Source organism: Lacinutrix sp., assembly GCF_023299985.1.
GTDB lineage: Bacteria > Bacteroidota > Bacteroidia > Flavobacteriales > Flavobacteriaceae > Lacinutrix.
Map to the genome: position 1 here is coordinate 1 of NZ_JALZVX010000109.1, position 18362 is coordinate 18362.

Below are 18362 nucleotides of genomic sequence, written 5' to 3' on the forward strand. Positions count from 1 at the left end.
CCATGTAGTAAGCTTTCGTAACCTCCTTGATTCGGTAGAAAAGAAGCTACTTGCCCAAAACTATCATTAAAAGCAACACCATAAAAAACAGAGTCTATAATATTACCTAAAGCACCAGCAAAAATAAATGCTAATGCTAAGAGTAATATTTTAGATTGTTGTTTTTTAATCGAAGTTATTAACCAATAACCAATACCAAAAATTGCAATAATTCTAAAAGTTGTTAAAGCCAGTTTGGCTATTCTATCACTTATCAAGCTAGGAGCAAAGTCACTTAATTTTGTTCCCCAAGCCATACCATCATTTTCAACAAAATAAATTTTAAACCAACTAAATATCTCTACAGATTCATGTAATTGAAAATGTGTTTTTATGTACAGTTTACTAATCTGGTCGATAAGTAAAATAATAATAATTAAAATCGAAACTTTTTTTAAAGACATTAAAAATGTTTGAAGCTAAAATAAGACTAATTTTTAGTTTTACAGATGTTAATATTTCCGTTAATTGATTTGATTTCTATATGATTTTGGGATTCTGTAATTTTTTCCGTCTTCAAAATTCCAGTTTTTGTTTTTGCTTTAATTCTAGCATTACTAGTCTCAATATATATATTGCCATTAAAAGTGTTAATAGTTGCATTGCCCGAAAAATTTAATAGTTGTGCATTGCCTTGGTTTAGTTCTAAAAGTAAATATTTATAGGTACCACTAATTTTAGCCGACGCTATTTCACTATTAATATTTAAGCTTAAATGTTCTGGTATCTCAAGGCTAATTTCTATAGAATGTACTTTGTGCGCATTTAATTTATCGTCTGTCTTATAGTCTAATTTAGGGTAATCACACGTTATTAAAAGGTCGTTTTTATCAACTTTACTTACTACATTGGTATTGCTTGTGTATTCGCCTTCAATATTAGAAGTTATTTTTATGTTTTTAGTAGTAGAAGTTTTTATGGTAATTTTAAATATTGCATCACCTTCAATAATAATAGATTTTATAGCGCTATTACTTATTGTTTTTTCTTCTATCTTTTGTCCGTAAAGTAAAATTACAGATAGAGAAAGTAGAGTAAATAGTATGCTTTTCATAAAAATAAATGTAATCAAAAAACGCCAACTAGTATGTAGCTGGCGTTTTGAATTTATTTTTTAACTATTATTTCATTTCTTTTATTAAATATAAATAAACAGGAAAGTGATCACTAAACCCATCTGTAAAACCTCCATCTGCGAAACTTCTTAACGGGTAACCTTTATAGCGTCCTTTTTTATTAGTCAAGTAATTTTTATTAAAAATTCCAGCTTTATAGAATCTAAATGAAGAAAAATCGGTTTCAATTAATGGCTTTGTAACCATAATTTGATCAAAAAGACTCCATGAATCTCTGTAAGCACCAGTACCTAAACCTTGTTTTTTAAACATATTAATAAAAGGATTATAGATACCTTTAATTTTTACGTTTTTCTTTTTCGATTTAGCTTTCAATACATCTTTAACACTTGCATTTGTAGGATTGTCATTTAAATCTCCCATCGTAATAATTTTAGCATAAGGATCTTTTACTTGTATAGAATCCATTAAGTGTTTGTTTAGTTTTGCAGCAGCAACACGTTTAGCGCGACTTCTTTCTTCACCTCCACGTCTTGAAGGCCAGTGGTTTACTATAACGTATATAAGTTCACCGTCTAATTTCCCGGAAACTAAAAGCTGATCTCTTGTATAAATACGATTTCTTGTAAGATCATCATAAATCTTTAAAGTATGCGAACTTTTAGAGATAGGTTGAAACAAATCTTTTTGGTACATCAAACCAACATCAATACCACGTCTATCAGGTGATTCAAAATGTACAATGCCGTAGTTTTTAGCTAAAAGTAGAGGGTCATTAGCAACATCTTCAACAACATTAACATTTTCTACTTCACATATGCCAATAAGTGCAGGAGTGTTTCCAGTAGTTTCAGTACCAATATCTGAAATTACTCGTGCCATATTATGTACTTTCTTTTTATAAATTTCTTCACGATTTGCTTTAATTTCCATCATTGGGCTAGCTTCATCGTTTTTTTCTGTGTCGTTTACAGTATCAAACAAATTTTCAAGATTATAAAAAGCCACAGTATGAATTTTATATTTTTTTTCTTCTTGAGCATTAACGCCTACAAAAGCAGCGATAAGTACAACTGTAAGCCATATTTTAAAATTCTTCATTAGTTATAAAGTTATGTTAATGTTATGCATGCATTCAAAATGCTTGCCAAAGGTAAATGTTTCTAATAAATAATGTAACTTTGCTCGCCTTAAATAACTATTATTTAATGTGTAAACTATTATTAACTATTATTTCTAGTATGAAAAAAAGTTTTTTTATTTTTTTATTTGGAATGTTTTCTTTCTGTACAATCTTCGCACAAGAAACGGTTGTAAAGGGTAGCGTAAAGGACGCTGTTACAGATGAGTTTATTCCAGACGTAACAATTACTGTTGAAGAAACAGGACAAACTGAAACTACAGATGGTTTTGGTCAGTTTAAATTTAGCCAGCCAATTCCTTTTGGAGAGCAAATGCTAAAAATTTCTAAAATTGGATTTTTAACAAAAAGATATCCTATTATAGTAAATGAAGGTAAAACAGTAGATATCCAAGACATGACTCTTGAAGTTGATAGAGGTGGACAGATAGACTTGTTTACAATTACATTGTCTGAAGAAGAATTAAATGATGACTCTAACGGTTCTGACAATGTTTCTGGTTTACTATCATCATCACGAGACGTTTTTCAAAGAACCGCTGCTTTCGAATTTAGTCCATCTTTTTTTAGAGTAAGAGGATTAGATTCAGACAACGGAAATGTATTAATAAATGGTATCGAAATGAATAAATTCGATACAGGAAGACCTCAATGGGGAAACTGGGGAGGACTAAACGATGTTGTTCGTAATCAAGAATTTTCTCAAGGACTTACACCTTCTGCTTATGCCTTTGGAGGCGTATTGGGAACTACAAATATCTCAACAAGAGCATCAGCTTATAGAGAAGGTGGACAAATTACTTATTCTTCTTCAAACAGAAGTTATACTAATAGACTTATGGCTAAGTATGCTACTGGTTTAATGGAAAATGGTTGGGCTTTTACCTTAATGGCAGGAAGACGTTGGGGAGAAGAAGGTTTTCAAGATGCTACATTATATGATGCAAATTCATTATTTGCAGCAATAGAGAAAAAAATTAACGATAAGCATAGTATAAACTTTACTTCAATTTACGCACCAAATAGAAGAGGTAGAACATCGCCTAATACACAAGAGGTTGTAGATTTAAAAGGAATAAAATATAATGAGTATTGGGGGTATTTAGATGGAGAGAAAAGAAACTCTAGAATTAGAGAAATAGAAGAACCTATTTTGCAATTATCTCACTTTTGGGATATTAGTTCTAAAACAAGTTTAAATACAACTGTCGCTTATCAATTTGGAAAAAGAGCAAGTAGTCGTTTAGATTTTCCAGGAGGAGCAAACACAAGTCCTGCATATTATCAAAATTTACCAAGCTTTCATTTATCTCAAATAAATGATGATGGCCCAAATTACTCAGCAGCATTTTTAGCACAGCAAGAATTTGTTAATGATGGTCAATTAGATTGGAATTCGTTATTTGAAGCTAATGTTTTTGATAATACAAACCCTAATAACCCATCTGCAGCATATGTATTGTATGATGATAGAACAGACGATAAAACAATTTCTGTAACTTCTTTATATAACACAGAAATTAATGAAAACATCTTATTTAATGGAGGTGTTAATTATAGAAGATTAAGATCTGAGAATTTTGCTGAAGTTGTAGATTTATTAGGAAGCAATACAGGTATTTCTAATACAGATGCATTTAGTCAACAAGATTTTGATTTGTTAAACCCAAATCAAGTTGCTGGAATAGGAGATAAGTTTAGATATAATTTTAATTTGTATGCTGAAGAGATTGGTGGTTTTGCTCAAGCACAATTTAAATATAATAAGATTGATTTTTTTGTAGCAGCAAACGTTACAAAAACAGAATACCAAAGAGAAGGTGTTTACAAAAATGGAAATCAAGTTTTTGATATCACTAATGATGATAATGATGTTATAGGTGAATTTGATAACTCTTCTGGAAAAGGAAAAAAATTAGACTTTACAGGTTATGGCGTTAAAGGAGGTTTTACATATAAAATTTCTGGAAAACATTTAATAGATGTTAATGCAGGTTATTTAACACAAGCACCTAACTTAAGGAACACTTATACTAATTCTAGAGAAAGTCAAGATTATGTAGGAGTTACAAGAGGTCAAAATTTTGAAGGTGTAGAAATAACCGAAGAAAAAATACAATCTCTAGATGCAAGTTATATCTTTAGATCTACCATAGTTAAAGCAAAATTAACAGGGTTTTATACTAAAATTGAAGATGCAAACGAAGTATCATTCTTCTTTGCACAAGGTGCAACTGCTTCTGGATTTATTCAAGAAACACTTGCAGGTGTAGATAAAAAGCACATTGGAGCAGAATTTGGAATTGAAGCTCAAATAACACCAACAATAAAATTAAAAGGAGCTGCTTCAGTTGGAGAATATACATACGATAATAACCCGTTTGTTTATTTAACATCAACATCAGACGATTTTCTTGATAGAAGTGGAGACGATGGAGCAGGAGCCGTAGAGGAGATTTTTCAAACCTCTATTAAAGATTACAAAGTAGCTGGTGGACCACAACGAGCATACTCAGTAGGATTCGAATATAGAGATCCTGATTATTGGTGGTTTGGCGCAACATCAAATTTTTTCTCTAATACCTATGTGGATATTAGTCCATTAGCACGTTCTTCATTTTTTACACAAGATAGTGATGGTAATACTTTTGCAGATTACGATCCAACAATTGCAAGAGAGTTACTACGTCAAGAAGAGATTGAACATTATATGGTAGTTAACCTAGTTGGTGGTAAGTCTTGGAAAGTAGGCGATAAGTTTATTGGCTTCTTTGCAAGTATTGGTAACGTATTAGATAAACAATACATAACAGGTGGTTTTGAGCAAGGACGTACAGCAGATTTTAGAGCATTAAGAGATGACAATGCTAGCTCAGGAAGAGTTTTTGCTCCAAAGTTCTTTTTTGGTAGAGGCGCAAACTACTTTTTAAATTGTTACGTAAGATTTTAGAAAATAAAAAAGAAAAGATTAAATTTAATAAATTAATTATTATGAAAACAAATAAAATTTTAACACTAGCATTTAGTTTAGTTGCATTGCTACTTATTAATTCATGTGTAGAAGACGATGATTTTTCTTTGCCAGAATTAACAATAGCACCAGTAAATGTAGCTGAGTTAGGATTACTTACCTCTTTTTCAAACATAGTAGCACGATATGATGCTGCTGTACTAGATGGAGAGCAAGTAGGTGTATTTTCTGTAGAAAATGAAGCGCCTTTATATGCTGTTGGTTATGTAGTTTCAGACGATGGAACAGGGAATTTTTTCGAGGAAATTAGTATTCAAAACTCTATAGATGGAAGCGATCCTGTTGGAGACGTAAGACGTGGATTAAAAGTTGAAATTAACGCAAGAGATCTTGGAGGTTTTTATAACTTTGGACGTAAAGTTTTTATAAAACTTAACGGTTTAGCTATTGGCTTAGAAAACGGTGTTTACACTTTAGGTAAGTCTAATGGTAATAGTTTAGAGCAATTAGAAGATGCTACTATAGGTGGTTTTAAAGAGTTTATTATTAGAGACCCAGAAGTTGTTACTATTACTCCTAAAGTTGTTGCTGTTGAAGATTTAACCGATAATGATGAAAACACATTTATCCAATTAACGAACTCTCAAATAGTAAAAGCTCAAAAAGAACTTACATTTGCTGGTGAAGCTGCAGATAGTTTTGATGGCTTTAGAACAATAACTAATTGTGATACTAATGCTTCAATAAGTTTACAAACAAGTACGTTTGCAGATTTTAAAGGCGCACAGTTACCTCAAGGTAGAGGGGCAATTTCTGGAATATACTCTAGGGATTTTGGTGACGATTTTAGTGTTTTAACGGTAAATACTGTAGATGATATAGATTTTAGTAATGCAGATAGATGCGATCCTATTGTTTTAGAATGTACAGATCCTGTTTCTACAGCTGTAACTGTTTTTAACGAAGATTTTCAAACCATTACTAATGAGTCACAATTAGACGCATTAGGTTGGACAAATGTTAATGTTTCTGGAGGAAGCGAGCGCTACGAAGACAACTCCTTTAGTGGTGATACATACATGAAGATTTCTGCATTTGGAACAAGCGAAAGCCCATTAGAAGCTTGGTTAGTAACTCCAGCAATAAACTTAGATGGTTCTACTAATGAAGAGTTAACTTTCGAAGTATCTTCTAACTTTGAAACTGGAAAAGTTTTAACTGCTTTAATTACAGAAAACTATACAGGAGATCCTTTAACAACTGAGTGGATAGAACTTGAAGCTAATATCCCAATTGGTGATGGTGGATTTGGAGATTTTGTAGCCTCTAACATTAATATCTCTTGTTTAAACGGAGATGTACATGTTGCCTTTAAATACTTAGGTGCAGCAGGTGGAGCAGAAACTAGATACCATATTGACGATATTAAAATTACAGGAATGTAATAAATATTGTTTTTAAATAATTTATATTAAAAACCTGATAGTTAATTTTATCAGGTTTTTTACTTTTAAACTATGACAGTTTTCGATCAATTTTTTTATTTCATGTTTTCTCGTTTTAAAGAACGTTACAAGCAAAAGGCTAATACCATTGCGTTGTTTTATACTTCGATATTACAAATAGCTTTAGCTTTTCTTTTAGGCTGTTTTTTCGCTGCTTTTTTAAGTCAGATGCATGTAGATACTATGTCTAAAGATAAAGCTTGGATACTTTTTATAATGCTATCGATAGCTATTCACTTTAAAAATTGGATTAGCTACAACGGTAAAACTAGAAAGGTGATGAATGCAAAATTCAATAAAAAGAAAGCGCCAAAGTATAACATGACTTTGCTTTTAGCACTGCCTTTTATTTGTGTTGGTTTTGGTTTACTATTACTTCAAGCTACGTAATTAAATTTTCATTATACATCTAAAAGCCCACTCATTGAGTGGGCTTTTTTCGTTTATAGATTCAAGGTTACCGATAATGGATTCAAACTAACTGCATGTAAATTAGTACTATGTTAAGGCCTTCATTTACTTAATATTTGCAGCGTAAATGCGCAATGTACAGTCTTCCTTTAATAAAAAACTAAAAAAAGGGTAACAAAATAACAACCATTGGTATCTAAAACTATACAAACAAATTAAAACTAAAATGATGAACAATTTTAAAAACATTATTAAACTACTTCTTGTTGTATTAGTATGCGCTTTGTCGTTTACTGCTAATGGACAACAATTAGAAAATGACACAAATTATTTTCAACTGTCACCACGAATTGGGTACGATTTTCCATCGTATAAAAATAACACACCTGCGATAGATTATAAAGGAGGATTAAATTTAGGACTCTCTTTAGATTACTATTGGAATACCTTTGGTTTAGGTATCGACTTAGATTACATTAAAAATAAACCAGAGAGTGTTTTTCAAACAGACAACCTTAATGATGCTTTTTTAGTGCCAATTACCGCAACTAATTTATCTGAAGATGGAATCACAAGAGTTTTCTATGGTATTGGACCAAATGCTCAATTTAGAAGCACCTCTGGAAAGTTTAAAACAGAGATTAATACACGTTTTGGTTTAGCTTCAATTAAAGGAGGTAGAACTTTGTTAGAAAATGCAAATCCAGGAAACGAACTATTAAACTTTCATGCAGGTTATGATGATTCTGGAGTATTTACATTTAAAGGTCAACTGCGTTTTACTTACATGCTAAATAATAATTTTGGTGTAAATGCAGGAGCTTACTATATGCGTCACTTTGGTGCTCAAGAATTGGTAGATCCTGTTTTAGGAATTTCGGCAGCACACCATCCTTTAGTACCATTTACAGATCCTACAGGAGCATCAGGAGTTACACTTGATCAAAATGGACCACTATTAAGAACAGAAGCTTGTGATTGCGATATTTCTTCTGTTGGCGTTTTTGCAGGAATTACTTATAAGTTTAGCAAAAATAAAGAGGTCTGCGAAGTTTGTGGTGATGACCATATGCCAAGATGTTGTGCAACTTGTGGTTGTGGAGTAACTGTAACAGCAATAGATAAATATTCTAATGAAAAATTACCATTTACAGATGTAGTATTAACAGATTTAAATGGAAATATTGTGCAATCTGGAGTAACTAACTCGTATGGAGTTGTTGTTTTTAATGATGTTGCTGAAGATGATTACGTTGTAAAAGGAAATTTTTTCGATATCAATTTAGATGAAGCTACTATTTCTAAAGCAGAGTTTAAAGCTTGTAAAAAAGATGGAAATAGTATCCAGAAAGTTGTAGAGTATGCAGATTTAAACTTCATTTTAAAAGGAGATGTGGTAGAATGTAATACTAACAAAGGTATTCAAGGCGTAGATGTTTTATTGAAAAATAAAATTGAAGCTGGACAAAAAAACACCTTGTCTGATGTAAATGGAGAATTTATTTTTCATCTAAAACAAGCTTCAACTTACGCTTTAAATGGTAGAAAAAACGGTTATTTTTCTAACGAAGTTGAAGTAACTACAACAGGAGTAGACCGTAATAAATCTTTATTTATTGATTTCGAAATGTGTGTAAACCCTTGTGGTCAAGCTATAAAATTAGATAATATTATTTTCAACTTAGACAAATGGGATATCCTAACTGCTGCTCGTCCAGATTTAGATTACGTAGTAAAGTTAATGCAAGATAATCCAACAATAAAAGTAGAAATGTCTTCTCATACAGATGCTCGTGGAAGTAATCCATACAATCAAGAACTGTCTCAAAAGAGAGCACAATCTACAGTAAACTACTTAATGACTAAAGGTGTTTCTAGAGATCGTTTAATTGCACGTGGTGCAGGAGAAACAGAGTTGTTAAACCGTTGTGTAGATGGAGTAACATGTGCAGAAAACGAACATACTATTAACCGTAGAACAGAGTTTAAAGTGGTTTGCCTAGAATAATTTAATAATATAAAAGAAGCTATTAATCAATGCCAAGCCAAGACGGATTTGTTTCATATTAATAATGAAGTCTTGGCTTATTTTAAAACAAAATATAATAAAAAAGAACCAAGCTTAATATGATTAATGATCTGAAGTATAGATGTTAAGAGCGAACACATTTTTTCAAGCAAAATAAATATAATAAAATGAACACAAAAAATATAATATTGAAAAATCAGGGTTTAAAATCTCTGTTTTTTGCAGGACTAAAATTAGTATTAATAACGTTAGTACTTTCAATGTCTTTTTCATGTAGTGATGAAGGTTGCGATTATGATGATCCATGTGTAGAATCATGTGAAATATTTGAAGACTTTGAAGACGAAACTTTAGGAACACAAGGAAATTGGATTGGTATTACAACAAGTAATGTTGAGTTTCAAACTAGAAATGGATCACAAGTATTATTTGTACAAGATGGTTCGGGAGGTACAATAGCCTATAACGGAGTTGATTTCCCAAGAGATTTTAACGCTCAAGGCTGTGCTCTTAGATTAGATATTGAATACTTATCAGGTTCTAATAATGGTTTAACAACAGACAATGGAATTGGTGTTTATAGTGACACAGATCCCTTAAACGCAGCTGTTAGAGCATTTTTTATTTTAAACGCCTCTAACCTTATAACTTCAGGTAATCCACCAACAACTATAGAAGTTCCTCTAGAATTAGCTTCAGGTACTACTTTACCATCTAATAGTTTTGGAACTTGGGTTATTAATCCTTCTACTACACCTGCAGCAGATGTAGCTAGTTTTAATACATTAATACAAAATGCACAAGGCGTTTATTTTGCTATAGATGAAGGAGAGAATCCTGCAGAGCAATGGTGGTTCGATAACTTCTGCTTTAAACAATGTTGTCCAAATTAATTTAATTAGTCTAACAAAACTAAAAGGCTATAAGAAGTATGGTCTTGGGTTTTATATTATTTAAATAACACCATATTTAACATTAATAAGTAAAATATTATCTTAGTAACCTAACTATTAATTAAACTAACTATAACATGAAAAATTTAGCATCAAAATCTCTATTAATTATTTGTGTAGCATTGGCAGTACTTCTTTTTAAGGAATGCGAAGCCAATAAAGAGTGTCAAGCTTATGATGAACCAACAGGTTTAATAGAACAATCTGTTGCAGAACAATACCATTTAGCATACAAAATAGAGGTAGAAACAGGCAATATTAATGTAGACGATAACCATGAGGTTTGGTTTAAATTGGATGAATTAGAAAATTACATTAAGTATGTAAAAAAGAATGCAGAAGATGAAGGGCTTACAGATTTAGGAATGCGAGTATATCTAGGTTCATTAAATAATGAAACAAACGTATTTTTTGCTCCAACACATTCTGAAATAACAAGAACTCAAGACGATAGCGATTTGTCTAGAAAAAATACAAGTAGTAGTGCTTTAAATATGGGAGATCCTGGAAAAGTTGTATATCCTTAAATCATGACAATATTTCATTTAAAAGTAGGAATGTGGATTGTTCAAATAATGGCGCTAATTATTGCCATTATTTATTGGAAACATTATAAAAACACATTCCAACGCTATTTCCTGTTACTATTGTTTTTAATAGTAGTATCAGAGATTTCAGCAACTATTGTAAAAGAAATATTCGGTTTGAGATCCTTTCCTATTTATAATGTTCTTTCAATTCTTAGTTTTTTATTTTATTTATTTTGGTTTAAAAAAGATCTGAATCAAAAGCAACTAGTAAACAGTTTACTAGTGTTATTTAGTATAGCAACATTATTTTCGGCATATAAAGATCGCTTTATACATGGCCTTATGGAAATCATGTGGATAGCAGGAGCAGTAACAATATTAATAAGCTCCTTCTTGTTTTATTTAGATTTACTAAATAATAAAGAAGTTGTAAAATATAAATCAACACCAAAATTTTGGATTGTTACTGGATTGCTAATTTATCACATAGGTTATTTACCTTTATTACTATTTAAAGACTATATAGGAGCTAATACATTTTATTATAGAGTTCCAATTTTAATTTTAAACATAATTTTATACGGTAGCTTTATTAAATCATTTTTATGCTGGAAACCTCGGAACATATAAACCAGATTTTTCTAATATTATTTGCTATAGCCTTAATTATTATTGTTGCTGTAGTTTTATTATTTGTAACATTCAACAACCGTAAAAACAAACTTGTACAAGAACAATTAGAAACCAAACTAAACAACCAAAAAAGACAACACAAGTTAGAGTTAAATGCTTTGCGTGCACAAATGAATCCTCATTTTGTACATAATTCTTTAAATGCAATACAGTACTATATTCAGTTAAACGAAGTTGAAAAAAGTGAAGATTATCTTGCAAAATTTTCAAAATTAATGCGATTGTTTTTCGAGTATTCGCGAAAGCAAACCATTAGTTTAGAGAACGAATTACAACTACTAAATAAATATCTCGAAATTGAAAAATTAAGATTCGAAGAAGGTCTTAATTATAACGTTGAGGTTGATACTAAGCTTGATATTGAGGATTTATTTTTACCACCAATGATTTTGCAACCAATTCTAGAAAATGCAATAAATCATGGCATTTTTCATAAAGAAGGACAAGGTATATTAGAATTAAAGTGTGTTTATGTAAACGACACTGTCTTTAAAATAGAAGTAGTAGATAATGGAATAGGTATAAATAGAGCACGAGAATTATCTAAAAACAAAAAGAAAACACATACAGAACATTCCAGTTTTGTACTTGAAGAGCGCTTGTTATTACTAAAAGAAAGTAATAATTGGGATATTGATTTTACAATTTTAGACCGCTCTGAGACTCAAGAAAACCAAACAGGAACAAGAGTTGTTTTAATATTTAAAGACGTTGAAAATGAACATTAAAACCATCCTAATAGACGATGAACGTAAAGCACTAGCGATTCTCAAGAATAAGCTAGAACGCTTATGTCCAGATATTGAAATTATTGCGGAGACCCAAAACCCAAAAGAAGGTATCAAACTTATTAAAGACTTAAAACCAGACCTGGTTTTTCTAGACATTGCAATGCCAGAGTTAAGTGGTTTCGATGTTTTAAAACAGTTTGAAAAACCAGAATTTGAAATCATTTTTGCAACCGCTTTCGATAATTATGCAATAGAAGCCATAAAACATTGTGCTATTGGTTACCTAGTAAAACCTGTTGATAATAGTGATTTGGTTGAAGCCGTAACTAACGCAAAACAAAATATTGAAGAGAAAACAGCACTTATTAAAAACAAGCAATTAATAGAGAATTTAGGCGTGCAAACGTTTCAGAAAAAGAAAATAATTATACCAAGTATCGATGGCTTAGAATTTGTAAAAATTGAAGATATAATACATTGCGAAGGCGAAACCGGTTACACTAAAATTCATTTAAAAAACGGAAAACCAATGTTGAGTTCCAACAGTATTGGGCATTTTAATAAACTTTTAGAGCATAATAATTTTTATTTAGTACACAAATCGCACCTTATAAACTTAAGTTATATAGATAAGTATTTAAACGAAGGTTATGTTGTTTTAGATACAACAATTAAAATCCCAGTGTCAAGAAACCGAAGGCAGGATTTTTTAGAGCAATTAAAAAAATAGATCCTGAGCAAGCCTAAAAGTATTAGCATGTGCATCTATAATTGTTTTTATATCTGGACTGTAACCTCCTCCCATACTGCACATAACAGGAATATTATTTACTTTACAGATTTCTAAAACAAATTGATCTCGCGCTTTACAACCAGCAATAGATAAGCCTAGTTTTCCTAATTTATCTGTAGCAATAACATCTACACCACATAAATAATAAATAAAATCAGGTTGTTGTTGTTTTATTAAAAGTGGAAGTGTTTTATATAAAATAGACAAATATTCTTGATCTCCAACATTGTTTTCTAGTGCAATATCTAAGTCGCTTTCTTCTTTTTTAAAAGGATAATTGTGCTTTCCATGCACAGAAAACGTAAAAACAGAAGCATCATCTTTAAATATCTCGGCAGTACCATTTCCTTGATGTACATCTAAATCTACAATTAATATTTTTTCTGCTAACTTGTTTTTTTGCAGGTATCTAGAACCAATGGCTTGATCGTTAAGCATGCAAAAAGCTTCTCCACGGTTTGTATAAGCATGATGCGTTCCACCAGCAATATTCATAGCGATACCATATTTTAAAGCAAATTCACTAGCTTTAATTGTGCCATTAGCTATCGTTATTTCTCGCTCTACTAAAACTTCGCTTAAAGGAAATCCTATTTTTCTTGCTGCTCTTTGGTCTAAAGTGATATTTAATAAATCGTAAAAATAGTCTGGTGTGTGTACTGCAAGAATTGGTGCTTCATTTATCATACGCTCAGGCTCAAAAAAATTATCTTTTTTGCAGGTGCCTTCGTGTATCAATTGCCCTGGAAGTAGTTCGTATTTAAGCATTGGAAACCGATGGTTTTCTGGCAAAGGATGACAATAAATAGGATGGGATGCAATTTTTAACATCTTATTTGTTTAGCTTTAATTGAATACGTTTTCTAGCAACATCTACCTCTAAAACTTTTACAATAATTTGCTCATTTAAATGTACATGCTCGTTTACGTCTTTTACAAAACTATCACTTAGGTTAGATACATGTATCAAGCCACTTTCTTTAATTCCAATATCTACAAAACAGCCAAAAGCAGTAATATTATTTACTATTCCAGGTAATAACTGTCCAGAATGTAAGTCGGTTATAGCTTTTATATTTTGGTTAAAACTAAAAACCTTAGCAGTTTCTCTAATATCTAAGCCAGGTTTTTTAAGTTCTTTAATAATATCTTCAAGCGTTAAAAGCCCAGTAGTTTCTGTGTAATATTTTTTTAAATCTATTTTCTGAAGAATGGCCTCGTTACCAATTAATTTTTCAACTGAAACACCTTCATCTTTTGCCATTTTTTCGACAATTTTATAACTTTCTGGATGCACTGAAGAATCGTCCAATGGATTTTTAGCCTCTTTAATTCTAAGGAAAGCTGCGCCTTGCTCGAAAGCTTTTCCGCCTAAACGTGGTACTTTTTTAATAGCATTTCTAGATTTAAAAACACCATTTTCATTTCTGTAATTAAAAATGTTTTCGGCTAATTTAGGTCCAATTCCAGAAACCGAACTTAGTAAAGGCACACTTGCAGTATTAATATTTACACCTACACTATTTACGCAATTTTCAACCACAACATCTAATTGCTTTTGAAGCTTGTTTTGGTCAACATCATGCTGATATTGTCCAACACCAATAGATTTAGCATCAATTTTCACTAACTCTGCTAAAGGATCTTGTAAACGCCTACCAATAGAAACCGAACCTCTTACAGTAACATCATAATTAGGAAACTCGTCTCTAGCAATTTTGGAAGCCGAATAAATACTTGCTCCAGCTTCACTAACTACAAATACTTGTACCTCATTTTTAAAATGTATTTTTTTAACTATAGCCTCAGTTTCGCGAGATGCTGTGCCATTTCCAATAGCAATGGCTTCAATTTTATAAGCTTCAGTTAAGGAAGATAGTTTTTTAATAGCACCAATACTATCACTTTTTGGAGGATGCGGATAAATAGTTTCGTTATGTAATAAACCACCTTGCGCATCTAAGCAAACTACTTTACAACCAGTTCTAAATCCTGGATCGATAGCTAAAACACGTTTTTCGCCTATAGGTGATCCTAATAATAATTGTTTTAGGTTTTTTGCAAAAACTGTAATTGCTGCTTCATCTGCTTTTTCTTTAGCATTACTCAATGCTTCGTTACTTAACGAAGGAAACAATAAGCGTTTGTATGCATCAGAAATGGCGAGTTCTATTTGGTCTGCACAAGCATTACGAGATTTAATAATTCTACGGTCTATATTTTCGAGTGCTTTTATGTCGTCTATTTCAATTTTAACACGAATAAAACTTTCGTTTTCTGCTCTTAAAATAGCAAGTAACCTGTGAGACGGAATACGTTGTAAACTTTCGGACCAATCGAAATAATCTCTAAATTTTTGAGCCTTTTCGTCCTCGGTTTTTGCTTTAATAACTTTGGTTGAAATTTGAGCATGACGCTCCAGTTGATTTCTTAAACTATTTCTAATATCTAATCGCTCGTTAATCCACTCTGCAATAATGTGTCGTGCGCCTTCTAAAGCATCATCAAAACTAGTCACATCTCCTTTTACGTATTTGTATGCAATAGATTCAATATCGTTTGCATTTTGACTCATTATTATTTTAGCCAATGGTTCTAAACCGTTTTTACGAGCAGTTTCAGCTTTAGTTTTTCGTTTTTTCTTGTATGGTAGGTATAAATCTTCGAGTGTTGTTAAATATGTACACGCTTTAATTTTAGCTTTTAAATCTTCAGTTAAAACGTCCTGTTCTTCTAAAGCCTTTAAAATTGCTTTTTTTCGTTTTTCTAAAGTTTCAAACTGTTCTTTGTATTTTACAATGTCTCCAATTTGTACTTCGTCTAAATTACCTGTTGCTTCTTTTCTGTAGCGCGAAATGAATGGGATAGTTGCATCTTGATTTAACAACTCTACAGTGTTTTTTATAGAAGTTTCTGGAAGTCTGGTTTTAGAAATTATATATTTAATTAATGCTGTCATTCACTATAAAATGTAAGTAGCTAAAATACCATTTTATACTTTTAGAATAAGAAATAGAATAAAAATAAGTACTTTTTTAACCGTAAAATTTTCGAGAATAATACATCTTGTATCTTCTAAAGCGTCATTAATGTCTCCTTATTGCATCTTTAAATGCAATTAATTCAACATCGTTAGTAATTTGACTTATTATAGTTTTAATGAAAGTACTATTAAAATTAATGTTTAGAATATTAAGAAAAGTGTTTACCTATTAAAAAATTAATTATTACTTAAAAAGTATAATAAACAAACTTCTTTTTCTAACTTTAGAAATCTAAATGAGATTTGAATGCCTAAAAACGAAAACTTAAAAACTATTACAAATGTTTTTAAAAAGTATATTCTAATCTTTATCGTGACTATGCCAGTGATGTCTTGTACTGTTTGGCAATGGCGTTCTAATGATGTTGAAATAAAAGAGTATTTTGATAAAAAACAGATCTCAACAGATATTTCTTATTATGATGTTGATAGTTTAGATTTAAAAATTAGAGTGCTTCAAGTTAAAGAATCTAGAAAGGACATTAACTTGGTGTTTTTTCATGGTTCTCCAAGTTCATTATCTGCGTGGAATGCATATTTAAATGACAGCACTTTTATAAAGGAAGCAAACTTGTATGCTATAGATAGACCAGGTTATGGTTACTCTAATTTTGGAGAAGAAATGACTTCTATTACAAAACAAGCTCATATTATGAGCAGTTTAATTAATGCATATAAACTAGAAAATGTTATTGCCATTGGATCTTCTTATGGTGGACCATTAGCTGCTAGGTTAGCGGCAATAAATAACAATGTAAAAGGAGTTGTTATAATTTCGCCAGCAATAGATCCAAAACAAGAGAAGAAAATTTGGGGATCTAGATTAACACAATGGTGGATAACACGATGGTTAGTGCCTACAGGTTATCGTGTTGCTGGAGATGAAAAAACAACGCATGTTAGAGAGTTACAATTATTAGAAAACGATTGGAAATTAGTACATGTGCCTGTTTTACATTTTCATGGTAATATAGATGATATTGTACCTTACGGAAATGTAACTTATACAGAAAAACAGTTTAGTAATATTAAGATTATTACCACACCAGAAACAGGGCATGAAATAGCTTGGGCAAGATCTGAATTAATTAAACCACATATAATAGAACTAATAAAAAGTATTTTTAAAGAATAATTTAACTTATATGTAATCCATTATTAACATTTGCATCATCAGGATTTACAAAAACTAGTTTTCCTTCTTCATTTTCAGTCATTAAAATCATGCCTTGGCTTTCTACTCCACGTAAAGCTCTAGGTGCTAAATTAACCAAAACGGTTACTTTTTTACCAACTACCTCCTCAGGTTTAAAGCTTTCTGCAATTCCAGATACAATAGTTCTAATATCTATTCCAGTATCTACTTTTAAAACTAAAAGCTTTTTAGTTTTAGGCATTTTTTCGGCTTCTAGAATAGTACCAACACGAATGTCTAATTTTGTAAAATCATCAAAATTAATTTCTTCTTTTTGTGGTTCTAAAACTTTATTTGCCGCTTCGTTAGCTTTTTTACTAGCTTCTAATTTATCTATTTGTGCTTGTATTTCGCTGTCTTCAATTTTAGCAAATAATAACTCGCCTTTACCTATTTGGTGATTTGCTGGAAGTAAAATTTCTTTAGTTGAAATATCTTCCCATGTGGATTCCGCATCAAGTGCAGAAAAACAAAGGATTCCTTTTAATTTAGTTGAGGTAAACGGTAAAAACGGTTCACTTAACGTTGCTAAAGCAGAAGCTATTTGTAGCGCAACATACATAATGGTTTTTGTGCGTGCTTCGTCTGTTTTAACTAATTTCCATGGCTCTTCGTCTGCTAAATACTTGTTTCCAAGTCTTGCTAAATTCATTAATTCTTGAGAAGCTTCTCTAAAACGGTAACGCTCTAAAGAGCTTTCTATAACACTTGGAAAAGCTTTTATTGTTGCTAAAGTGTCTTCATCTATTGTAGAGAAATCACTAGGAGTAGGAACAATACCTTCGTAGTATTTGTTGGTTAAAACAACCACACGATTAATAAAATTACCAAAGATGGCAACCAATTCATTATTGTTTCTAGCTTGAAAATCTGCCCAAGTAAAATCGTTATCCTTTGTTTCTGGTGCGTTTGCTGTTAGTGCGTAACGTAATACGTCTTGCTTATCTGGAAAATCTTGTAAATAATCTGGTAACCAAACTGCCCAGTTTTTAGACGTTGAAAGCTTACTGCCTTCTAAATTTAAAAATTCGTTTGCAGGCACATTATCTGGTAAAATATAAGAACCTTCTGCTTTTAGCATTGCTGGAAAAATAATACAGTGAAATACAATATTATCTTTACCAATAAAATGCACTAGTTTAGTGTCTTCATCTTTCCAGTATGGTTCCCAATCTTTACCTTCTCTTGCTGCCCATTCTTTGGTAGCAGAAATATAGCCAATTGGTGCATCGAACCAAACGTATAATACTTT

The 18362-nt window shown here is 31.2% G+C and carries 16 protein-coding genes; 10 read left to right on the forward strand and 6 right to left on the reverse strand.

Going from position 1 to position 18362, the window contains the following annotated elements; all coding sequences use genetic code 11:
* From Q0C58_RS05465 to Q0C58_RS05475, 3 genes are all read right to left on the reverse strand, one after another.
* On the reverse strand, positions 1–443 hold a 443-nt coding region (locus Q0C58_RS05465; RefSeq protein WP_290698554.1), incomplete at its 3' end, for a signal peptidase II.
* Between the two features lie 26 nt (positions 444–469).
* Positions 470–1093, reverse strand: a complete 624-nt coding sequence (locus Q0C58_RS05470) for a hypothetical protein (RefSeq protein WP_290698556.1) — start codon at positions 1091–1093, stop codon at positions 470–472.
* 67 nt (positions 1094–1160) lie between these two features.
* Positions 1161–2216, reverse strand: a complete 1056-nt coding sequence (locus Q0C58_RS05475) for an endonuclease/exonuclease/phosphatase family protein (protein WP_290698559.1) — start codon at positions 2214–2216, stop codon at positions 1161–1163.
* Positions 2217–2356: 140 nt separating this feature from the next.
* Here Q0C58_RS05475 and Q0C58_RS05480 point away from each other — a divergent pair, with 140 nt between their 5' ends.
* The 9 genes from Q0C58_RS05480 to Q0C58_RS05520 all read left to right on the forward strand — a co-directional run bounded on the left by Q0C58_RS05480 (position 2357) and on the right by Q0C58_RS05520 (position 12809).
* A complete protein-coding gene (locus Q0C58_RS05480) occupies positions 2357–5206 on the forward strand; it encodes a TonB-dependent receptor (RefSeq protein ID WP_290698562.1) in 2850 nt (949 codons plus the stop codon).
* Positions 5207–5247: 41 nt separating this feature from the next.
* Positions 5248–6672 (forward strand): DUF5689 domain-containing protein, encoded by a 1425-nt coding sequence (locus Q0C58_RS05485; protein ID WP_290698565.1) that lies wholly within the window; start codon positions 5248–5250, stop codon positions 6670–6672.
* A gap of 72 nt (positions 6673–6744) precedes the next feature.
* Complete coding sequence (locus tag Q0C58_RS05490) at positions 6745–7122, forward strand: hypothetical protein (RefSeq protein WP_290698568.1); 378 nt, start codon at positions 6745–6747, stop codon at positions 7120–7122.
* Between the two features lie 247 nt (positions 7123–7369).
* The gene (locus tag Q0C58_RS05495; RefSeq protein WP_290698571.1) at positions 7370–9151 is read left to right on the forward strand and encodes an OmpA family protein; all 1782 of its coding nucleotides are present in this window, start codon (positions 7370–7372) and stop codon (positions 9149–9151) included.
* 188 nt (positions 9152–9339) lie between these two features.
* Complete coding sequence (locus Q0C58_RS05500) at positions 9340–10065, forward strand: hypothetical protein (RefSeq protein ID WP_290698574.1); 726 nt, start codon at positions 9340–9342, stop codon at positions 10063–10065.
* 137 nt (positions 10066–10202) lie between these two features.
* Positions 10203–10652: a hypothetical protein gene (locus Q0C58_RS05505; RefSeq protein WP_290698576.1), complete on the forward strand. Its 450-nt coding sequence runs from the start codon at positions 10203–10205 to the stop codon at positions 10650–10652.
* Between the two features lie 3 nt (positions 10653–10655).
* The gene (locus Q0C58_RS05510; protein WP_290698579.1) at positions 10656–11285 is read left to right on the forward strand and encodes a hypothetical protein; all 630 of its coding nucleotides are present in this window, start codon (positions 10656–10658) and stop codon (positions 11283–11285) included.
* Complete coding sequence (locus tag Q0C58_RS05515; RefSeq protein WP_290698582.1) at positions 11261–12076, forward strand: histidine kinase; 816 nt, start codon at positions 11261–11263, stop codon at positions 12074–12076. Before Q0C58_RS05510 ends, Q0C58_RS05515 begins: the two co-directional genes overlap by 25 nt.
* Complete coding sequence (locus Q0C58_RS05520) at positions 12066–12809, forward strand: LytTR family DNA-binding domain-containing protein (RefSeq protein ID WP_290698585.1); 744 nt, start codon at positions 12066–12068, stop codon at positions 12807–12809. The genes Q0C58_RS05515 and Q0C58_RS05520 overlap by 11 nt, the downstream gene beginning before the upstream one ends.
* Here Q0C58_RS05520 and Q0C58_RS05525 read toward each other — a convergent pair.
* Together Q0C58_RS05525 and Q0C58_RS05530 are read right to left on the reverse strand one after the other, a co-directional pair.
* Positions 12798–13703 carry a histone deacetylase gene (locus Q0C58_RS05525; protein ID WP_290698587.1) on the reverse strand — a complete coding sequence of 302 codons (906 nt, stop codon included), beginning with the start codon at positions 13701–13703 and terminating at the stop codon, positions 12798–12800. The genes Q0C58_RS05520 and Q0C58_RS05525 overlap by 12 nt on opposite strands.
* Position 13704: 1 nt before the next feature.
* Positions 13705–15831, reverse strand: a complete 2127-nt coding sequence (locus tag Q0C58_RS05530) for a Tex family protein (RefSeq protein ID WP_290698588.1) — start codon at positions 15829–15831, stop codon at positions 13705–13707.
* A gap of 331 nt (positions 15832–16162) precedes the next feature.
* On the opposite strand from Q0C58_RS05530, the gene Q0C58_RS05535 reads away from it, so the two are divergent.
* Positions 16163–17050 carry an alpha/beta hydrolase gene (locus tag Q0C58_RS05535; RefSeq protein ID WP_290698591.1) on the forward strand — a complete coding sequence of 296 codons (888 nt, stop codon included), beginning with the start codon at positions 16163–16165 and terminating at the stop codon, positions 17048–17050.
* Between the two features lies 1 nt (position 17051).
* Here the strand turns inward: Q0C58_RS05535 and metG are convergent.
* The coding region (gene metG, locus Q0C58_RS05540; protein WP_290698594.1) for a methionine--tRNA ligase subunit beta at positions 17052–18362 on the reverse strand (1311 nt) is incomplete at its 5' end.

Coding starts and splice junctions, on each gene's coding strand:
- Q0C58_RS05490 (WP_290698568.1), top strand. CDS start 6,745: ATGACAGTTTTCGATCAATTTTTTTATTTCATGTTTTCTCGTTTTAAA.
- Q0C58_RS05480 (WP_290698562.1), top strand. CDS start 2,357: ATGAAAAAAAGTTTTTTTATTTTTTTATTTGGAATGTTTTCTTTCTGT.
- Q0C58_RS05485 (WP_290698565.1), top strand. CDS start 5,248: ATGAAAACAAATAAAATTTTAACACTAGCATTTAGTTTAGTTGCATTG.
- Q0C58_RS05500 (WP_290698574.1), top strand. CDS start 9,340: ATGAACACAAAAAATATAATATTGAAAAATCAGGGTTTAAAATCTCTG.
- Q0C58_RS05525 (WP_290698587.1), bottom strand. CDS start 13,703: ATGTTAAAAATTGCATCCCATCCTATTTATTGTCATCCTTTGCCAGAA.
- Q0C58_RS05530 (WP_290698588.1), bottom strand. CDS start 15,831: ATGACAGCATTAATTAAATATATAATTTCTAAAACCAGACTTCCAGAA.
- Q0C58_RS05515 (WP_290698582.1), top strand. CDS start 11,261: ATGCTGGAAACCTCGGAACATATAAACCAGATTTTTCTAATATTATTT.
- Q0C58_RS05475 (WP_290698559.1), bottom strand. CDS start 2,216: ATGAAGAATTTTAAAATATGGCTTACAGTTGTACTTATCGCTGCTTTT.
- Q0C58_RS05535 (WP_290698591.1), top strand. CDS start 16,163: ATGCCTAAAAACGAAAACTTAAAAACTATTACAAATGTTTTTAAAAAG.
- Q0C58_RS05470 (WP_290698556.1), bottom strand. CDS start 1,093: ATGAAAAGCATACTATTTACTCTACTTTCTCTATCTGTAATTTTACTT.
- Q0C58_RS05505 (WP_290698576.1), top strand. CDS start 10,203: ATGAAAAATTTAGCATCAAAATCTCTATTAATTATTTGTGTAGCATTG.
- Q0C58_RS05510 (WP_290698579.1), top strand. CDS start 10,656: ATGACAATATTTCATTTAAAAGTAGGAATGTGGATTGTTCAAATAATG.
- Q0C58_RS05495 (WP_290698571.1), top strand. CDS start 7,370: ATGATGAACAATTTTAAAAACATTATTAAACTACTTCTTGTTGTATTA.
- Q0C58_RS05520 (WP_290698585.1), top strand. CDS start 12,066: ATGAACATTAAAACCATCCTAATAGACGATGAACGTAAAGCACTAGCG.